The organism is Micromonospora sediminimaris, from assembly GCF_016863575.1.
Lineage (GTDB): Bacteria > Actinomycetota > Actinomycetes > Mycobacteriales > Micromonosporaceae > Micromonospora > Micromonospora sediminimaris.
The window spans coordinates 20184-37770 of record NZ_BOPD01000021.1; the positions used below are offsets into that span (position 1 = coordinate 20184).

The 17587-nt window shown below is 69.6% G+C and carries 15 protein-coding genes; 8 read left to right on the forward strand and 7 right to left on the reverse strand.

The window, feature by feature from the left end; translation table 11 throughout:
• Positions 1 to 76: 76 nt before the first annotated feature.
• The gene (locus Vse01_RS17670; RefSeq protein ID WP_093407233.1) at positions 77 to 2008 is read right to left on the reverse strand and encodes an amylo-alpha-1,6-glucosidase; all 1932 of its coding nucleotides are present in this window, start codon (positions 2006 to 2008) and stop codon (positions 77 to 79) included.
• 41 nt (positions 2009 to 2049) lie between these two features.
• Here Vse01_RS17670 and Vse01_RS17675 point away from each other — a divergent pair, with 41 nt between their 5' ends.
• The 4 genes from Vse01_RS17675 (at position 2050) to Vse01_RS17690 (ending at position 7367) form a co-directional block, all read left to right on the forward strand.
• Complete coding sequence (locus tag Vse01_RS17675; protein WP_093407232.1) at positions 2050 to 4746, forward strand: MGH1-like glycoside hydrolase domain-containing protein; 2697 nt, start codon at positions 2050 to 2052, stop codon at positions 4744 to 4746.
• Between the two features lie 73 nt (positions 4747 to 4819).
• Positions 4820 to 5404 carry a TetR/AcrR family transcriptional regulator gene (locus Vse01_RS17680; protein WP_093407229.1) on the forward strand — a complete coding sequence of 195 codons (585 nt, stop codon included), beginning with the start codon at positions 4820 to 4822 and terminating at the stop codon, positions 5402 to 5404.
• A gap of 223 nt (positions 5405 to 5627) precedes the next feature.
• The gene (locus Vse01_RS17685) at positions 5628 to 6533 is read left to right on the forward strand and encodes an acetyltransferase (RefSeq protein ID WP_093407227.1); all 906 of its coding nucleotides are present in this window, start codon (positions 5628 to 5630) and stop codon (positions 6531 to 6533) included.
• Positions 6534 to 6695: 162 nt separating this feature from the next.
• Positions 6696 to 7367, forward strand: a complete 672-nt coding sequence (locus Vse01_RS17690) for an HAD family hydrolase (protein ID WP_093407613.1) — start codon at positions 6696 to 6698, stop codon at positions 7365 to 7367.
• Positions 7368 to 7486: 119 nt separating this feature from the next.
• Here the strand turns inward: Vse01_RS17690 and Vse01_RS17695 are convergent, their stop codons facing one another.
• From Vse01_RS17695 to Vse01_RS17705, 3 genes are all read right to left on the reverse strand, one after another.
• On the reverse strand, positions 7487 to 7756 hold the full coding sequence (locus Vse01_RS17695) for a hypothetical protein (RefSeq protein WP_093407224.1): 270 nt from the start codon (positions 7754 to 7756) through the stop codon (positions 7487 to 7489).
• Between the two features lie 46 nt (positions 7757 to 7802).
• Entirely contained in the window at positions 7803 to 8234 is a 432-nt protein-coding gene (locus tag Vse01_RS17700) for a RusA family crossover junction endodeoxyribonuclease (protein ID WP_093407610.1), read from the reverse strand.
• A 190-nt stretch (positions 8235 to 8424) separates the two neighbouring features.
• On the reverse strand, positions 8425 to 9120 hold the full coding sequence (locus tag Vse01_RS17705) for a VOC family protein (RefSeq protein ID WP_093407222.1): 696 nt from the start codon (positions 9118 to 9120) through the stop codon (positions 8425 to 8427).
• A gap of 291 nt (positions 9121 to 9411) precedes the next feature.
• On the opposite strand from Vse01_RS17705, the gene Vse01_RS17710 reads away from it, so the two are divergent.
• From Vse01_RS17710 to Vse01_RS17725, 4 genes are all read left to right on the forward strand, one after another.
• The gene (locus Vse01_RS17710; RefSeq protein ID WP_093407219.1) at positions 9412 to 10701 is read left to right on the forward strand and encodes an ABC transporter substrate-binding protein; all 1290 of its coding nucleotides are present in this window, start codon (positions 9412 to 9414) and stop codon (positions 10699 to 10701) included.
• A 76-nt stretch (positions 10702 to 10777) separates the two neighbouring features.
• On the forward strand, positions 10778 to 11776 hold the full coding sequence (locus tag Vse01_RS17715; protein ID WP_093407217.1) for a carbohydrate ABC transporter permease: 999 nt from the start codon (positions 10778 to 10780) through the stop codon (positions 11774 to 11776).
• 1 nt (position 11777) lies between these two features.
• Complete coding sequence (locus tag Vse01_RS17720; protein ID WP_093407214.1) at positions 11778 to 12611, forward strand: carbohydrate ABC transporter permease; 834 nt, start codon at positions 11778 to 11780, stop codon at positions 12609 to 12611.
• Positions 12612 to 12621: 10 nt separating this feature from the next.
• Positions 12622 to 13830: an ABC transporter ATP-binding protein gene (locus Vse01_RS17725; protein WP_093407212.1), complete on the forward strand. Its 1209-nt coding sequence runs from the start codon at positions 12622 to 12624 to the stop codon at positions 13828 to 13830.
• 69 nt (positions 13831 to 13899) lie between these two features.
• Here the strand turns inward: Vse01_RS17725 and Vse01_RS17730 are convergent, their stop codons facing one another.
• From Vse01_RS17730 to Vse01_RS17740, 3 genes are all read right to left on the reverse strand, one after another.
• Positions 13900 to 15627 carry an IlvD/Edd family dehydratase gene (locus tag Vse01_RS17730; RefSeq protein WP_093407608.1) on the reverse strand — a complete coding sequence of 576 codons (1728 nt, stop codon included), beginning with the start codon at positions 15625 to 15627 and terminating at the stop codon, positions 13900 to 13902.
• Positions 15628 to 15706: 79 nt separating this feature from the next.
• Complete coding sequence (locus tag Vse01_RS17735) at positions 15707 to 16585, reverse strand: carbohydrate ABC transporter permease (protein ID WP_093407209.1); 879 nt, start codon at positions 16583 to 16585, stop codon at positions 15707 to 15709.
• The gene (locus Vse01_RS17740; RefSeq protein WP_093407206.1) at positions 16585 to 17526 is read right to left on the reverse strand and encodes a carbohydrate ABC transporter permease; all 942 of its coding nucleotides are present in this window, start codon (positions 17524 to 17526) and stop codon (positions 16585 to 16587) included. Before Vse01_RS17740 ends, Vse01_RS17735 begins: the two co-directional genes overlap by 1 nt.
• Between the last annotated feature and the right edge of the window lie 61 nt (positions 17527 to 17587).

Consider the following 17587-nt stretch of genomic DNA (forward strand, 5'->3'; position numbering starts at 1 on the left):
TGCGGCCGGATCGGGACCAATCCTGGTCGCACCTGGCTAACCAGCGGAGACATAACCGTTGCGGGGGTGTAAAGCGCTACCGGCGGACGCGCAGCAGTTCCGCCACCGACCATGCCTGGAAGGGACAACCGGTGGCGGTGTGCGGGGCCGTACCGTCGGCCGTCTCGCTGACCGAGCCGAGGCCGTATTCGCTCAGGTGCGCCTCCAGACCGGTGAACAGGTCGTCGACCGGCAGACCGGCCCGCCGGACGGCGTCGGCGTACGGACCGATCAGCCACGGCCAGACCGTGCCCTGGTGGTACGCGGTGTCCCGCTCGGCCGGCCCGCCCCGGTGCCGGCCCAGGAAGCCGGGACAGTCGGGGGAGAGGCTGCGCGGGCCAAGCGGAGTGAGCAGCCCCGCCCCGAGGTGGCCCAGCGCCTCGGCATCCGGCTCCATCGGCGCGAACGGCAACGACCAGGCCAGCAGCTGGTTGGGACGCAGCAGGTCGTCGTCGTGGTGGGTCGCGCCACCGAGCGGGTACGCGGGTGCGGGCGCGTCGACCACGTCGTGCAGCCAGCCGGCCGGGGTGGGAAACCGCTTCCGGAACGCCTCGACCGCCCGCTCGTGCAGCCGGTGCAGCCCCTCGGCGTCCTGCCCGGCCAGTTCGGCCAGCTCGGCGACCCCGGCCACCCCGTTGACCCACAGGGCGTTGACCTCCACCGGCTTGCCGTGACGCGGGGTGACCGGCACCCCGTACACCCGGGCGTCCATCCAGGTCAGCGCGGCACCAGGGGCACCGCAGGCGAGCAGCCCGTCGGTCGGATCGACGGCGATGCCGTACCGGGTGCCGGCCACGTGGGCGTCGATCACCGCGCGCAACGCCGGCAGCAGGTCGTCGCCGAGGTCGGTGTCACCGGTGACGGTGACGTGCCGGCTGACCGCGTGCAGGAACCACAACGTGCCGTCGACGGTGTTGTACTCGACCCGCCCGGTGTCGGCGGTGTTGGCCAGCATCCCCTCCGACAGCGTCGCCGCGTACGAGCGCAGCAGCTCACGGCCCAGGTCGGCCCGACCGGTACGCAGGAAGAGCCCCTCGTACGAGATCATCGTGTCCCGCGACCAGGCGCCGAACCACGGATAGCCGGCCACCACGTCCGGACCGGTGGCGGTCCGCACGACGAACGCGTCGGCGGCGAGCGCCAGGGTCGCCTCGACCGCGTCGGCAGGCCGGGCCGCCGCGACCACCTGCCGGTTGCGTTGCCGCGCCGACGCCACCACCTGCGGTCCCGGCGGTGGTTCCTGCTCCAGGTCCGTCGCCCAGGCCAGCACCGAGAGCGTGTCCCCGGGGCGGTGCAGGGTGTCGCGGAACTGGCCCGCGTACCACAGGTCCTCCTCCGGGTGCAGGCCGCGCGCCGCCTCCTCACGGTGGTACACCCCCCGCCACCAGTGGCCCTGCGGTGACCAGCCGGGCCCGGACAGCCGGTACGCCTCCTCGATCACCGCGCCGCCGTCGACCGGGTCCATCCGCAGCGGTGGTCCGTCGCCGCGCCGCTCGCCGTGCGTGTCCCGCCAGGTGCAGGCGGCGGCCAGTTCCAGCTCGACCGGGCCGCCGCTGACCAGCCGGTGCACCACCGCCACGCAGGAGCGGCCGGGCAGCATGGCCAGCTCCCGCTCGATCACCACGTCGCCGATGCGCCACCCCCAGCGCGGCAGCCCGTCGGTCAGGTCGAAGCGTTCCAGCAGCTCGAAGCCGCGCGGGTCCACATCGCCGGAGACCCACTCGTGCGCGCCGAGGCGCACCCGGGCACCGGAGGGCAGCAGCACCGCCGGATCGAGGCTTACCAGTCCCACCTTTCGGGAGGCCGGCGTTTCGCCCGGAACCACCAGCAGCCCGTGGTATCGGCGGGTGCGCAACCCGCCGACGGTGCCCATGGCGTACCCGCCGAGGCCGTCGGGTACCAGCCATTCACGGCTGGCGGCGCTGGTCAGCTCGCCGCAGACCTGCGAACCGTAGCGAATTTCGATCAACTTTCCTCCACGGCGGCGAGGTGTAACACGACACGACGACAATGGCCGCTGTGGTGCAGTACCCCGGCGGCGTCGAAGATGTTCAGGTGATCACTGACGGTTCGCCCTCCGCCCCCGACGTCGAGCGGATCCGGCTCGCCCAGGCCGATGCCGGGGAGCAGGACTGGCGCGCATGGGGTCCCTATCTGTCCGAGCGGGCGTGGGGGACGGTACGGGAGGACTACAGCGAGCACGGCACGGCCTGGGACTACTTTCCCCATGACCATGCGCGGTCCCGAGCCTACCGGTGGTCCGAGGACGGCATGGCGGGCGTGTGTGACGACCGGCAGACGTTCTGTTTCGCTCTCGCGTTGTGGAACGGACGCGATCCGATCATCAAGGAGCGGATGTTCGGCCTCGGTGGGGACGGCGGCAACCACGGCGAGGACGCCAAGGAGTACTGGTGGTACGAGGATTCCACCCCCACCCACTCCTGGATGCGGTGGCGGTACCACTACCCGCAGGCCGCCTTCCCCTACGACGAACTGGTCGCGGTCAATGGCCTGCGGGGCCGGGACGACACGGAGTACGAGCTTGTCGACACCGGCATCTTCGACGACGACAGGTACTGGGCGGTGACCGTCGACTACGCCAAGGCCGGACCGACCGACATGTGCATCGTGGTGACCGTGGCCAACCGTGGCGAGGAAGCCGACCGGCTGCACGTGCTGCCGCATCTGTGGTTCCGCAACACCTGGGCGTGGGGGCTGCCCGGCGGTGACCGGGTGCCCCGGATCGTCGGGTCCGGGCGGCGGTTGGTCGGTGAGCACTGGGTGCTGGGTCAGGTCGTGCTCGAAGGCGACGGCGACCCGACGCCGCTGCTCTGCGACAACGACACAAACGCCGAGCGGCTGTGGGGGCTGCCGAGTCGTACCCCGTACCCGAAGGACGGCATCAACGACCATGTGGTCGACGGTGCGGAGACGGTCAACCCGCAGTCGGAGGGCACCAAGGGAGCGCTGCACTACGTGCTGGACGTGCCGGCCGGCGAGCAGCGGCGGATCCGGCTGCGGCTGACCCGTACGGCCCCGCCGCCCGGCGGTGGCGAGCCACCGCCGGCCGACCTGGGCGACGGCTTCGACGCGGCGGTGTGGGCCCGTCGCGCCGAGGCGAACCGGTTCTTCGACACGGTCATCCCGGCCAAGGCCAGCGCCGACGAGGCGTTGATCGCCCGGCAGGCCATCGCCGGGCTGATGTGGGGCAAGCAGTTCTACCACTTCGACGTCAAACGGTGGTTGGAGGGCGACCCCGGCTCGAACCCGCCGGCCGGTCGCCGGCACGGGCGCAACAGCCACTGGTGGCACATGACCAGCTTCGACGTGATCTCCATGCCGGATCCGTGGGAGTACCCGTGGTATGCCGCCTGGGACCTGGCCTTCCACTGCGTGAGCATCGCCCGGGTCGACCCCGGCTTCGCCAAGGAGCAACTGCTGCTCCTGCTGCGGGAGTGGTACCTGCACCCCAACGGGCAGATCCCGGCGTACGAGTGGGCCTTCGGCGACGTGAACCCGCCGGTGCACGCCTGGGCGGCGTTGAAGGTGTTCGAGATCGACGGCAGCCGGGACCACGACTTCCTGGCCCGGATGATGCACAAGCTGCTGATGAACTTCACCTGGTGGGTCAACCGCAAGGACACCGGCGGCAACAACGTCTTCGAGGGCGGGTTCCTCGGGTTGGACAACGTCGGCCCGTTCGACAGGTCGGCGGCGCTGCCGGTGGCCGGGGTGCTGGAGCAGTCCGACGGCACCGGCTGGATGGCGATGTACGCGCTCAACCTGCTGGACATCGCCATCGTGTTGGCCGAGCACGACCGGACCTGGGTGGACACCGCGACGAAGTTCTTCGAACACTTCGCCTACATCGCGGCGGCCGCGTACGACCAGGGACTCTGGGACGACGAGGACGCGTTCTTCTACGACGTGCTGCGGTTGGCCGACGGCACGAAGGTGCCGTTGAAGGTGCGTTCGGTGGTGGGCCTGCTGCCGTTGGCCGCGGTGACCCGACTGACCGCGCGGACCCTGCACCGGCTGCCCGAACTGGGTGCCCGGCTGCGCTGGTTCCTCACCAACCGACCCGAGTACGCCGCGGTGGTCGGCGCGCGGCGGCTCGGACCGGACGGACGGCAGCAACGGTTGCTGTCCATGTGCGGCCCGGAGCAGGTGGTGCGGCTGCTCGCCCGGATGTTGGACACCGACGAGTTCCTCTCCGAGTACGGGCTGCGTACGCTGTCCCGCGCCCACCTGGACAAGCCGTTCGCGGTGACCCTGGGCGGGCAGGAGTTCTGCGTAGGCTACGAGCCCGCCGAGTCGACGAGCGGCCTGTTCGGCGGCAACTCCAACTGGCGCGGTCCGATCTGGATGCCTACCAACTTCCTGTTGATCAGCGCGTTGCGGGACTACGCCGCGTTCTTCGGCGACGACCTCCAGGTGGAGTATCCGACCCGTTCCGGGGTGAAGAAGACCCTCGACGAGATCGCCGACGACCTGTCGGCCCGGCTGATCGCGCTGTTCACCCGCGACGGCTGGGGCCGCCGGCCGATCTACGGCGCGGCGCAGTTGTTCCAGACCCACCCGGACTGGCGTGACCTGATCGCGTTTCCGGAGTACTTCCACGGCGACAATGGCGCCGGCCTGGGGGCCTGGCACCAGACGGGCTGGACCGCCCTGGTCGCCGACCTCATCCTCACCCTGCGCCGCTGACCGGGCTGCCGTCTACAGTCGCCAATCCGTCGTGACCGGGTGACCCTGCGTTACGCGGGCTAGCATCGGCGGCGTGTCCGGAGCAGACGAACCAGGCACCGGGCGGGACGGCGACGCTATCGTCACCACCGCCTGGCAGCTGGCTGAGGCCGAGGGCCTGGCCGCGGTGACCACCCGCCGGCTCGCCGAACGCGCCGACGTCGACCTCGGTGCCCTTTACCAGCGCTTCGCCGACCGGGACGCGGTGGTGGCCGCCGTCGCGGTGCGCGGCTTCGCCGACCTGGCCGCCGCCCTGACCGGGGCACGCATGTCTGTCGATCGCCCGGTGGAGGTCTGGCCGGCGGTGATGGCGGCCTACCTGGACTTCGCGTACGCCAATCCCGAGGTCTACGACGCGATGTTCGCCCACACGCCGGAGCTGACCCTCGGTGCGGAGCAGGTTCCCGAGACTGTCGCGGCCACCTTCGCCGAGCTGCGCACCGCGCTCACGCCGTTGGCCGCCGGCCGCGACGCCGACATCCTCGCCGAGCTGGGCTGGAGCCTGCTGCACGGCATGGTGATGCTCACCCGCGGCGGCCGACTGCGCCCGGAAACCCAGGACCACCGCGAACACCTACTCAGCCAGAACCTCTTCACCCCCCGCCCCTCGTCCCGGTGATCAAGAAGTTTGCGTCGGATTTCGCGGGCGTGGACGACGAAAACTTCTTGATCAACCGGGAAGGGTTGGGGTGGTTGCGGGGGGTGGGGTGGGGGCGTAGGTTGGCTGGCACGCCGATCGAGTGGAGGGGAGGTCAGAACAATGTCCGATGTTCTGCGCCCCGTCCGCGGCCCGGCGTCCACGCGGATCTGACCCGGGGCGTCGCTGTCCCGGAGGATCTGCCATGACCGATCTGGTCATCCGCCCGCTCGTCGCGGGCGAGGAGGAACTGTTCGACTCGATGACCGACCCGCTGCCGCAACTGCGACAGATCAGCTACGCCGACGGGATCGCCGGTGGCGGCTACCGGCCGGAGCACACCTGGGTCGCCCTGCGCACCGACCGGGTGGTGGGTCGCGCCGCGTGGTTGCTGCTACCCGGTTCCGTCGGCGAACCGTGGCTGGAACGGTTCGACCTGGACCTCGCACCCGCCACCGAAGCCGCAAGCGCCGTGGGCGCTGCGTTGCTGCGTACCGCACACGCCGCGCTGGGCGGTCCGAAGGTGTATTACGCCGCGCTGCCGGCGTACTGGCGTCGGCAACCCGAGGTGCGCTCCGTCGCCGAGGCGATGATGGCGGCGGCCCGGCTCGCGGGACTTGTCGAGCGGGGAGAGCGGATCAGGTTCAGTTGGGCGGGTGGGCCGTTGCCGGCGCCGTCCGGCCGGTTCTCCTTCCGCCCCGCCGCCGACGCTGCGGAGATCAACGCCTTGGTGGCCCGTATCGCCGAGCCGGTCGTGCTGACCGGTGCCGAGACCGCCCGGGCGGTCGCCGGCGTGGACCTGGCCCGCAATCCAATGGCCTGGTTGACCGGTACGCCGCCTGGAAACTGGCGCATCGCACTGCACGGCGACGAACCGGTGGGGCTGGCAGGGCCGACGGCCGACGCCTGCTTCCCGATGATCGCCTACCTCGGCCTGCTGGACGAGTCGGTGTTGGGTGAGCTGCTGGCCGACGCGGTCGCGGCGTTGGCCGGCGGCGGGGCGTACGAGGTGGTCGCCGACGTGGACGCGCACCGGGTGAAGGTGGTGGCGGAGCTGGAGCGGACCGGCTTCCGCCGGATCCGCTCGCGGGTGGTCTACACCCCGGCCTGAGCCGACGATCGTCTGCATTCCATTGACCCGACACGCCGACCCGACGGTCACTGGAATGCAGACGATCAGGGACGGGTCTCCCGGTTATCCGGTCGTCGGGGGTGTGCCGGTTCGCCTAGAGTCCGCGAGGTGACGCGTGAGGCAGCCATCGAGCCGGGCCGGGTGCTGGTCTTCGACGCCGACGACACCCTCTGGGAGAACAACGTCGTGTTCGAGCGGGTGATCGACGACTTCCTGAAGTGGCTGGACCATCCCACCCTCGACCGGACACAGCTGCGAGCGGTGCTCGACGACATCGAGCGGGCCAACGCCGTCACCCACGGGTACGGCAGCAAGGTCTTCCTGCGCAGCCTGCGCGAGTGCCTGGAACGACTGCGCCAGCGACCGACCGAGGCGGAGCGTCGGGAGATCGACGATCTGGCGATGGCCCTGGTGGCGCATCAGGTCGAGCTGATGCCGGGGGTGGCCGACGCCCTCGACGAGTTGGCCGGCCGGCACGAGCTGCTGCTGCTGACCAAGGGCGAGCGCGAGGAGCAGCAGCGCAAGCTGGACGCCTGCGGGTTGCTGCACCACTTCACGGCCGCGCACATCGTGCCGGAGAAGAACGTCGAGACCTACCGGTGGCTGGCCGGGCAGCACGCCGTGGACCCGGGCAGCGCCTGGATGATCGGCAACTCGCCACGCTCGGACATCCTGCCCGCCCGGGCCGCAGGCTGGAACGCGGTGTTCATCCCGAACGCCAACACCTGGGTACTGGAGCATGACGAGCTGGATCCGGCGGACGCCGGCGTGCTGCACCTGAACGCCTTCCCGGACCTGCTACGCCACTTCTGAACATCGCCGAGCCGGCGGGCAGCGGGGCGCCCCGACCATGCCTGGCCGGGTCAGGACCGGAGCGGGTGGGTCCAGTCCTGACCCGGTGGGGTCGGCACGGCCGAGCGGTGGGGCGTCCGTCAGGTGATCTCGCCGCGGACGATGGCGACCGCCACCCGGCACAACTCGTCCATGTCGGGCTCGAAACCGGCCGCGATGTCGGGGTGCAGGCCGGCGCGGGTCTCGTCGAGCAGCCGCTGGCAGACCTGCTCCACCGGCTCACCGGCGTAGCTGTCGCGCACCCGGTCGGCGGCCACCTGCAGGGCAGAGGTCAGCTGCTCCTCCAGCGGCCCGCGCAGCTTCTCCTGCACCGGGTCGTGTGGATCCAGCGTGACGTGTGGCTCCGACATGGCGCTCCCTTCGTCGGCGGCTGCGGTACCCCACCGCTGCCGTCGGTCAAACCCCGTCCGGTACGGCGGCGACGCGTACCTGGTACGAGAAGTCCTCGGCTGGCTGCTCCAGGTACGACAGCCGGCGGATCTGCTTGTCGTCGTCGTAGAGTGCGACGTCGACAAGCACGCCGAGGTGGGCCAGCCCGATGCTGGACACCCGCTTCTTGTCCTGAAGCACCGCGCACACCCCACCCAGCAGCGTGCTGGCGTCGGAGGTGCGGTGCCCGGGCGGGCAGCGCAGGGTCAGGTCGATCTCGATCGGGCCGGACAGTGGCGTCCAGCCGGTCTCCTGCGCGGCCGCGCAGGCGGCCTGCAACAGGGCGCGTACCCTCGTCGCCTGCCGATGCCCGGCGGCGAAGATGGACAGCGCTTCGGTCTTGACCGGTGGCAGGCCGCTCACCTCGAACGTCAGGGTGAGAGCGCGGGTGTCCTGCACCACGGCGGCACCTCCTCGTTGGGGACGATCCTGCCCAACCGGTAACCGGTGAGGGGCTGTTCCCGCGAGAACCAACCGATCGGGCGGGTCGGGGTCAGCCGGTGGCGTATCGACGGCGACGGCGTACGCGCTGGCGGCGAAGCTTGTTAAACGCTAGTCCACCTGACGGTTGCCCGGTAGCACCGGCCGGTCAGTCCCGTGGCGGGAAGGCGCAGAATTCGTTGCCTTCCGGGTCGGCCAGCACCCACCAGGACACCGCGTCGTCCGGCTCCCGCAGAAGGGTGGCCCCGGCCCTGATCAGCGCGGACGGCTCGGGGGCGGCCAGGTCGACGTCCCAGTGCATCCGGTTCTTGACGGTCTTGCGCTCCGGGACGGGGTCGAAGACCCAGTGGTCCCAGGGGAAGCCGGTCGCGCCGGTGACCGAGGCGTGCCCCTCCTCGCTGACCTGGACCTCGCCGCCGACGACACCGGCCCACCAGGTGGCCTGGGCGCTCGGGTCGGCGGAGTCGACCACCAACTCGAACGGCCCCGGGCGGGGGTCGTCACCGGGGGCGAACGCGCAGAACATGTTGCCGTCGGGGTCGGCCAGCACCCACCAGCTGATCTCCGAGTCCGGCTCGCGGACCAGCCGCGCGCCGGCTTCCAGCAGCGCTGCCGGGCTCGCCTCGGCCAACCGCAGGTCCAGGTGTACGCGGGTCTTGACGGTACGCGGTTCGGGCACCCGGTTGACCCAGATCGACTCGGCGCTGACACCGGTCGGCGAGTCGACCCGGGTGTCGCCGTCACCGACATCGACCAGTTCCCCGTGCAGAATCCGAGCCCAGAAGCCGCCGAGGGCGTGTGCGTCGGCGGCGTCGAGGCAGAGGTCCTTGAAGCGTGCGATCATCCGCCGATCATGCCGGCCGGCACCGACATCCGCCTCGGCAGGCCGCAGGCCGTGGTCGGCGGCGCTTGCCGGCCCCGGTGATCCGGTGCGCCCGCCGGCACGTGACGTGGGCCACACGGTTCGGTGTTTAGCCCGTCTCGGCCCGGGCAGGTTTCGCGGCTCCACACGTCGGGCAGTGTTCCAGCCACGAAACGCAGGGGTGCGAAGCAGCAGGTCAAAGCCCTGACCGTCTCGCCGTGCGCCGGGGCACGGAGTCCTCCCCGGCTGTTGGCCGAGAACGAGGGGAGGGTCATGAGCGAGCGGAGTGATCCGGCCGGCGGTCGACGCCGGCCCCGCGTACGGATGGCGGCGACGGCCGCAGCACTGACGCTTGTGGCACCGATGGCGGCGTGTGCCACTGGTGACGACGGCGGCGTGCCCACGATCAACCTGTACTACCCGCCGGAGCAGAATTTGCAGCAGGTGGTCGACAGATGCAACACCGAGGCCGCCGGGCGGTACCGCATCGTCAACCGGGTGCTGCCGCGGGAAGCCGACGAGCAGCGGGTGCAGATGGTGCGCCGGCTCGCGGCCGAGGACGACGGCATGGACGTGCTCGGCCTCGACGTGACCTGGACTCAGGAGTTCGCCAGCGCCGACTGGATCCTCGAATGGACCGGGCAGGACCGCGCCGAGGCGGAGCAGGGCACTCTCGAAGGCCCGCTGGAGACCGCCCGGTACCAGGACAAGCTCTACGCCGCGCCGAAGCACACGAACGTCCAGTTGCTGTGGTACCGCAAGGACCTGGTGCCCGAGCCGCCGACCACCTGGGACGAGATGATCTCGACGGCGCAGCGGCTGCGGGATCAGGGCCAGCCGCATCAGGTGCTCACCATGGGCGCCCAGTACGAGGGACTCGTGGTGCTCTACAACACGCTCGTGGCCAGCGCGGGCGGCAACATCCTCAACGAGGACGGCACCGAGGCCGTGGTGGACGACGGCGCCGTGCGGGCACTTGAGGTGCTGCGCGACTTCGCCACCTCCGGGGTGACCTCGCCGTCGTTCAGCAACGCCACCGAGGATCCGGTGCGGCTGGAGTTCCAGAGCGGCAACGGTGCGTTCCAGGTGAACTGGCCGTTCGTCTATCCGGCCATGCAGGAAGCCAACCCGGAACTGGCGGAGCAGGTCGCCTGGGCCCGGGTGCCGGGAGTCGAGGAGGGCACACCGGGTCGGGTCACCATCGGCGGCATCAACCTGGCCGTCAGCCGGTACTCGGAGCACCCGGAGGAGTCCTTCGAGGCGGCCAGGTGCCTGCGCAACGCGGAGAACCAGAAGTTCTCCGCGATCAACGACGGGGTGCCGCCGACCATCGAGAGCGTCTACGCCGACCCGGAGATGGACGAGGCGTACCCGATGAAGGAGACCATCCTCGAACAGTTGCGGGACTCGGCGGTGCGACCGCTGACCCCCGCGTACCAGAGCATCTCGACCGTGACCTCGGCGATCCTGTCGCCGCCGTCGGCGATCGACCCGCAGGCGACCGCCGACGAGCTGCGCGAGGCGGTCGCCGCCGCCCTGGAGTCGAGGGGAGTCCTGCCGTGAGCGGGCACCGCGAGCGAACCATCGGGCTCAGTGCGCCGGTGTCTCAGGCCGGACCGGAGCGAAGCGGAGGGACGGCATGAGCGTCAATGCGACCCCGGCCGGCGCGGACGTGGCCGCCGACGGCACCGACACCCGCAGCGGCCGGCAGGCCGTGTTACCCGGGCAGCGGGACAACCGGGGCGGCAAGCCGCCGCTGAGTGAGAACAAGCGGGCCGAGCGCCGACTGGGTTGGCTGCTGTGCGCCCCGGCGGCGCTGGTCATGCTGGCGGTGACCGCCTACCCGATTCTGTACTCGGTCTGGCTCTCATTGCAGCGTTACGACCTGAGGTTCCCCGCCGAGCGGGAGTTCATCGGTCTGCAGAACTACGCCACCGTGCTCACAAACGAGTTCTGGTGGACGGCGTTCGGGGTGACCATGCTGATCACGGTGGTCACCGTGGCCGTGGAGCTGGTGCTCGGCATGGGACTCGCGCTGATCATGCACCGTACGCTTGTCGGGCGGGGGATCGTGCGGACCTCGGCGCTGATCCCGTACGGCATCGTCACGGTCGTGGCCGCCTTCTCCTGGCGGTACGCGTGGACGCCCGGCACCGGATACCTGGCCAACCTGTTCTCCGACGGTGCGCCGTTGACCGAGCGGGCCAGCTCGCTGGCGATCATCATGCTGGCGGAGATCTGGAAGACCACGCCGTTCATGGCGCTGCTGCTGATGGCGGGGCTGGCGCTGGTGCCGGAGGATCTGCTCAAGGCAGCCTCCACCGACGGCGCGACCGCCTGGCAGCGGTTCACCAAGGTGATGCTGCCGGTGATGAAGCCGGCGATCCTGGTGGCGCTGCTGTTCCGCACCCTGGACGCGTTCCGGGTCTTCGACAACATCTACGTGCTCACGTCGGGGGCCAACGAGACCTCGTCGGTGTCGATGATCGCGTACAACAACCTGATCCGAGGGCTGAACCTCGGCATCGGCTCGACGATGTCGGTGCTGATCTTCATCACCGTCGCGATCATCGCGTTCATCTTCGTGAAGTTGTTCGGTACCGCTGCTCCGGGCAGCGACGACGGAGAGAGGCGCTGACATGGCTGACACCACCACCCGGGCCAAGGTGCGCTGGGGCCTGCTGGACGTCGCCGTGGTCGTGTTCGCGCTGACCCCGGTGCTATGGATCATGTCGTTGTCGTTCAAGACGCCGGCGACGCTCACCGACGGGAAGTTCATCCCGAGGGAGTGGACGCTGGAGAACTACCGGACGATCTTCGCGACCGACCAGTTCGTCCGAGCGTTGATCAACTCCATCGGCATCGCGTTGATCGCCACCACCATCGCCGTCGTGCTCGGCGCGATGGCCGCGTACGCGATCTCCCGGTTGGATTTTCCCGGCAAGCGGCTGCTGATCGGCGTCTCCCTGCTGATCGCGATGTTCCCGCAGGTGTCGCTGGTCTCGCCGCTGTTCGAGATCGAGCGGCAACTGGGCCTCTTCGACACCTGGCCGGGCCTGATCCTGCCGTACATCACCTTCGCGCTGCCGTTGGCGATCTACACGCTGTCGGCGTTCTTCAAGCAGATCCCGTGGGATCTGGAGAAGGCCGCCAAGATGGACGGCGCCACCCAGGGGCAGGCGTTTCGGCGGGTGATCGCACCGCTGGCCGCACCGGGCCTGTTCACCACGGCGATCCTGGTCTTCATCTTCTGCTGGAACGACTTCCTGTTCGCCATTTCGCTGACCTCCACCGAGCGCTCGCGCACGGTGCCGGTGGCGTTGTCGTTCTTCACCGGCGCCTCGCAGTTCGAGGACCCGACCGGCGCGATCTGCGCCGCCGCCGTGGTGATCACGGTACCGATCATCCTGTTCGTGCTCTTCTTCCAGCGCCGCATCGTCTCCGGCCTGACCTCCGGCGCCGTCAAGGGATAGGTGGTAACTCGTGGCTGAGATCGTGCTCGACAAGGTGAGCAAGAAGTTCCCGGACGGCACCACGGCGGTGCGGGACGTCGACCTGGAGATCGCCGACGGCGAGTTCGTCATCCTGGTCGGCCCCTCCGGCTGCGGCAAGTCCACCACCCTCAACATGATCGCCGGGCTGGAGGACATCAGCTCCGGTGAGCTGCGCATCGGCGGGCAGCGGGTCAACGACAAGGCCCCCCGCGACCGGGACATCGCCATGGTGTTCCAGTCGTACGCGCTCTACCCGAACATGACCGTCCGGGAGAACATGGCGTTCCCGCTGCGGCTGGCCAAGCTCGACAAGGAGACGATCGCGCAGAAGGTGGAGGAGGCGGCGAAGGTCCTGGAACTGACCGCGTTGCTGGACCGCAAGCCGGCCAACCTCTCCGGCGGGCAGCGGCAGCGGGTGGCGATGGGTCGGGCGATCGTCCGGCAGCCGAAGGCGTTCCTGATGGACGAGCCGTTGTCCAACCTGGACGCCAAGCTGCGGGTGCAGATGCGTACCGTCGTCTCCCGCCTGCAGAAGCAGCTCGGCACCACCACCGTGTACGTCACCCACGACCAGACCGAGGCGATGACCCTCGGCGACCGTGTGGTGATCATGCGCGGTGGCGCGGTGCAGCAGGTCGGTCCGCCGCAGGAGCTGTACGACCACCCGAACAACCTCTTCGTGGCCGGGTTCATCGGCTCGCCGTCGATGAACTTCCTGACCGCCAAGGTCGAGGAGGGAACGCTGCGTACCGCCCTGGGTGACGTGCCGATCGGCGACCGGATCCGCCGCGAGTTGGAGGGGGCCGACGCCCCTCGGGAGCTGATCCTCGGCATCCGTCCGGAGCACTTCGAGGACGCCGAACTGATCGACGAGGAGACCGGCCGTCGGGGCATGGAGTTCACCGCCCCGGTGGACATCGTCGAGTCGATGGGCTCGGACAAGTACGTCTACCTGAGCGTCGAGGGGGAGCGGGCCACCTCCGCCGAGTTGGAGGAGTTGGCCGCCGACGCGGGCGCGGCCGACTTCAGCGGCGCCGGGTCGAACCTGGTCACCCGGCTGTCGGCGGAGTCGACAGTCACCGAGGGCGAGGACCGGCGGGTCTGGTTCAACCTGGAGAAGATCCACCTGTTCGACCCGTCCGACGGCCGCAACCTCACCCTGCACGAGGGCCGCGCCGCCGGCACCCTCGCCGACTGACCGGTCGCGATGACCGCTGGGTACATCTGTTGTCGTCCCAGCGACAACAGATGTACCCAGGTGAGCGGGTCAGTGTGAGTGTCGAGGCACCGCGCTGCCGCTGCCGCCGACCAGGAAGTCCAGGTCCGCGCCTTGGTCGGCCTGCTGGACGTGCTCGCTGTACAGCCGTACCCATCCGCGATCGGCCACCGGTCGCGGCGGCTGCCAGGCGGAGCGGCGTTCGGCGAGTTCGGCCTCGTCGACCAGCAGGTCCAGGCGGCGTGTCGGGACGTCGAGGCGGACCAGGTCGCCGGTGCGTACCAGCGCGAGTGGGCCGCCCACCGACGCCTCCGGTGCCGCGTGCAGGACACAGGTGCCGTACCCGGTGCCGCTCATCCGGGCGTCGGAGATCCGCACCATGTCGGTGATGCCGGCGGCGAGCAGCCGTCGCGGCATGGGCACGTTGCCCACCTCGGGGAAGCCCGGGTAGCCGCGCGGTCCGGCGTTGCGCACCACGATGACGGTGTCGGGCGTGACGTCGAGGTCCGGATCGTCGGCGGCGACGGCGTACTCCTCGATCCGGTCGAAGACCAGCGCCGGCCCGGTGTGGGTGAGCAGGTGAGCCGAGGCGGCGGAGACCTTCAGCACCGCACCGGACGGCGCGAGCGACCCACGTAGCACGACGGTGCCCGATCCGGCGGGTTGGAAGGGTTCGGCGAGGGTGCCGATGACCTGCCGGTTCCAGCACTGGACGCCGTCGATGTTGTCGGCCACGCTCTTCCCGCTGACCGTGATCTGGTCCAGGTGCAGCAGCGGGGCGATCTCCGCCATCACCGCCGGCACCCCACCGGCGTACGCGAAGTCCTCCATCAGGTACGTCCCGGACGGCATCAGGTTGACAAGCATGGGTACGTCGCCGGTGAGGGTGTCGAAGTCCTCAAGCGACAGGGGCACACCGACGCGGCCGGCGATGGCGAGCAGATGCACCACGGCGTTTGTGGAGCCACCGATCGCGGCGTTGACCCGGATGGCGTTCTCGAACGCCTCGCGGGTGAGCACCATGGACAGGCGCTGATCCTGGTCGACCATGTCGACGATGCGCCGTCCGGCGGCGTGGGCGAGCGCGTACCGTCGTGAGTCGACCGCCGGAACCGCGGCGGCGCCCGGCAGTTGCACGCCCAACGCCTCGGTCACGCAGGCCATGGTGGAGGCGGTGCCCATGGTCATGCAGTGGCCCCGGCTGCGGGACATGCAGACCTCCGCCTCGGCGCAGTCGGCCGCGGTCACCCGGCCGGCCCGAAGATCCTCGGTGAAGCGCCAGACGGCGGTGCCGGACCCGATGTCCTGGCCACGGAACTTGCCGTTGAGCATCGGCCCGCCGGTGATCAACAGGGTCGGCAGGTCGACGCTTGCCGCACCCATCAGCAGGCCGGGCGTGGTCTTGTCGCAGCCGGAAAGCAGGACCACGCCGTCGAGGGGGTTGGCCCTGATCAGTTCCTCCGCCTCCATCGCCAGCAGGTTGCGGTAGAGCATGGTGGTGGGCCGCATGAGGGGTTCGCCGAGGCTCATCGCGGGAAACTCCAGCGGCAGGCCGCCGCTCTCCCAGATTCCCCGCTTCACCGATTCAGCCAGCTCGCGCAGGTGAGCGTTACACGGAGTCAGCTCCGACCAGGTGGTCGCGATGCCGATCACCGGTCGACCGTCGAAGACGTCGTCGGCGAACCCCTGGTTGCGCATCCACGATCGATGAATGAACCCGTTGCGGCCGTCGGCACCGAACCACTGGCCGCTGCGCAGCGGTCGACTCGTCATCGACATCAGCACACCTTTCCTGTCAAAGCTCTGGCCGCGCAGTGGGCGGCGGTCGAGGGGCAAGCTGTCGATCAGTTGGCGGCGGCTACCTGAGGCCCCCGACGGACAGCCCGCCGCGCCAGTGCCGTTGCAGGCTGAAGAACGCGATGATCAATGGGATGACCGACACGAGGGAGCCCAGGATGATCAGGCTCCACAGGGAGGTGCCGCCCGCGTTGTTCGCGGAGGCGACCCCCTGCCAGAGGCCGAGGCCGACGGTGACCGGGAAGAGCCGGTTGTCGGAGAGCATGGCCAGCGGCAGGAAGTAGTTGTTCCAGGACGCGACCGCGGACAGGAGCAGGACGGTGACCACTGCGGGGCGCATCAGCGGAAGGGCGATCTGGAGAAACGTCCGTACCTCGCCCGCGCCGTCGGCCCGCGCCGCGTCCAGGATCTCGTCGGGCACCGCGTCGCGCGCGTACACGTGCATCAGGTAGACACCGAATGGGTTGAGCAGCGACGGGAGGATCACGGCCCAGACCGTGTTGGTCAGGCCGAGCCGGGCGAACATGATGAAGGTCGGGATGACCAGGGCGGTGGCCGGCACCATCAGCGCGCCGAGCACGACCGCGAAACTGAAGCGCCGGGCGGCGAAGCGGTACTTGGCGAACCCGTAGCCGGCCATGACCGCCAGGACTGTGGCGCCGATTCCGCCGGCGAGCGCGTACAGCGTGGAGTTCAGCAGCCACCGCAGGTAGATGCCCCCGTCGTAGGTGAACAACTGCCTGAGGTTGCCGAGGTAGTCGACCTGGTCGGCGAACCAGAGGGTGTTGCCGCCACCGAACAGGCCCGGCGCATCCTTGGAGCTGTTGACGACGACCCACCAGAACGGCACGAGAAAGTAGATCACCAGGAAGCCGAGCAGGATCTGCAGCGGAAGGTGGCGTTGCGCTCGGCGGTGGCCGGCGCTGGCGCTCTCGGACATCAGAGGAAGCTCCTCCGCTTGCGGGTGAAGAACAGGAAGGCGTAGACGCAGACGAAGACGACTCCGCCGAGGGCGAAGGAGATCGCCGACCCGTAGTTGAAGTTGGCCAGCCCGAACGCCTGCTGGTACGCGTACATGTTGGGCGTGAAGTCCGACCCGATCGTGCCGGCTGCCAGGTATCGCAGGATCTGCGGTTCGTTGAAGAACTGCAGGGTGCCGATGAGCGAGAAGACCAGGATCAGGATCAGCGCGGGCGCGATCAGCGGAATCTTGATCCGCCGGGCGACCTGCCATCGTCCGGCACCGTCCATGCGGGCGGCCTCGTAGAGTGTCGGGTCGATGCCCTGGAGGGCCGCGTACAGGATGATCATGTAGTAGCCGGCCCACTGCCAGGTGACGATGTTGAGCAGGCCGTAGAAGATCAGGTTGCTGCTGAGGAAGTCGGGTGCGGTGGCGCCGAAGAATCCGAAGACGTCGGTGAGCGGGCCGAAGCTCCGGCTGTACAGGAACCCCCACATCACGGCCCCGATGACCGTGGGGATCGCGTACGGCAGGAAGATCATGAGGCGGGAGAAGCGGGTGAACAGCGAGGTCACCGCGTCCAGGATGAGGGCCATGGCGAGCGCGACGGCGATCTGGACCGGGATGGCGACGAGCGCGAAGCGGATGACGAACCACGCTCCGGACAGGAAGCTCGGGTCGGTGAACGCCTTCACGTAGTTGTCGAACAGGACGAAGCTGGTGCCACCGATCAGCTTCTTCTGAAACAGGCTGAGGTACAGCGCGTACGCCAGTGGGGCGATGAGGAACGCCAGGAAGACGACCCCGAACGGCCCGACGAACAGCCACCCGGTCAGGTGCTCACGGCGGCGCGTCTTGCCGCGGGTCTTGCGCTTCTCATCCTGAGTACGCGGTGCGCGCTTCTCGGTCAACGATGTCATCTCGGGCTCCGGGACGAGGGCCGCTGGGGGTGGAGGGTGGGCCGGCCGGGGGAGGACGGCA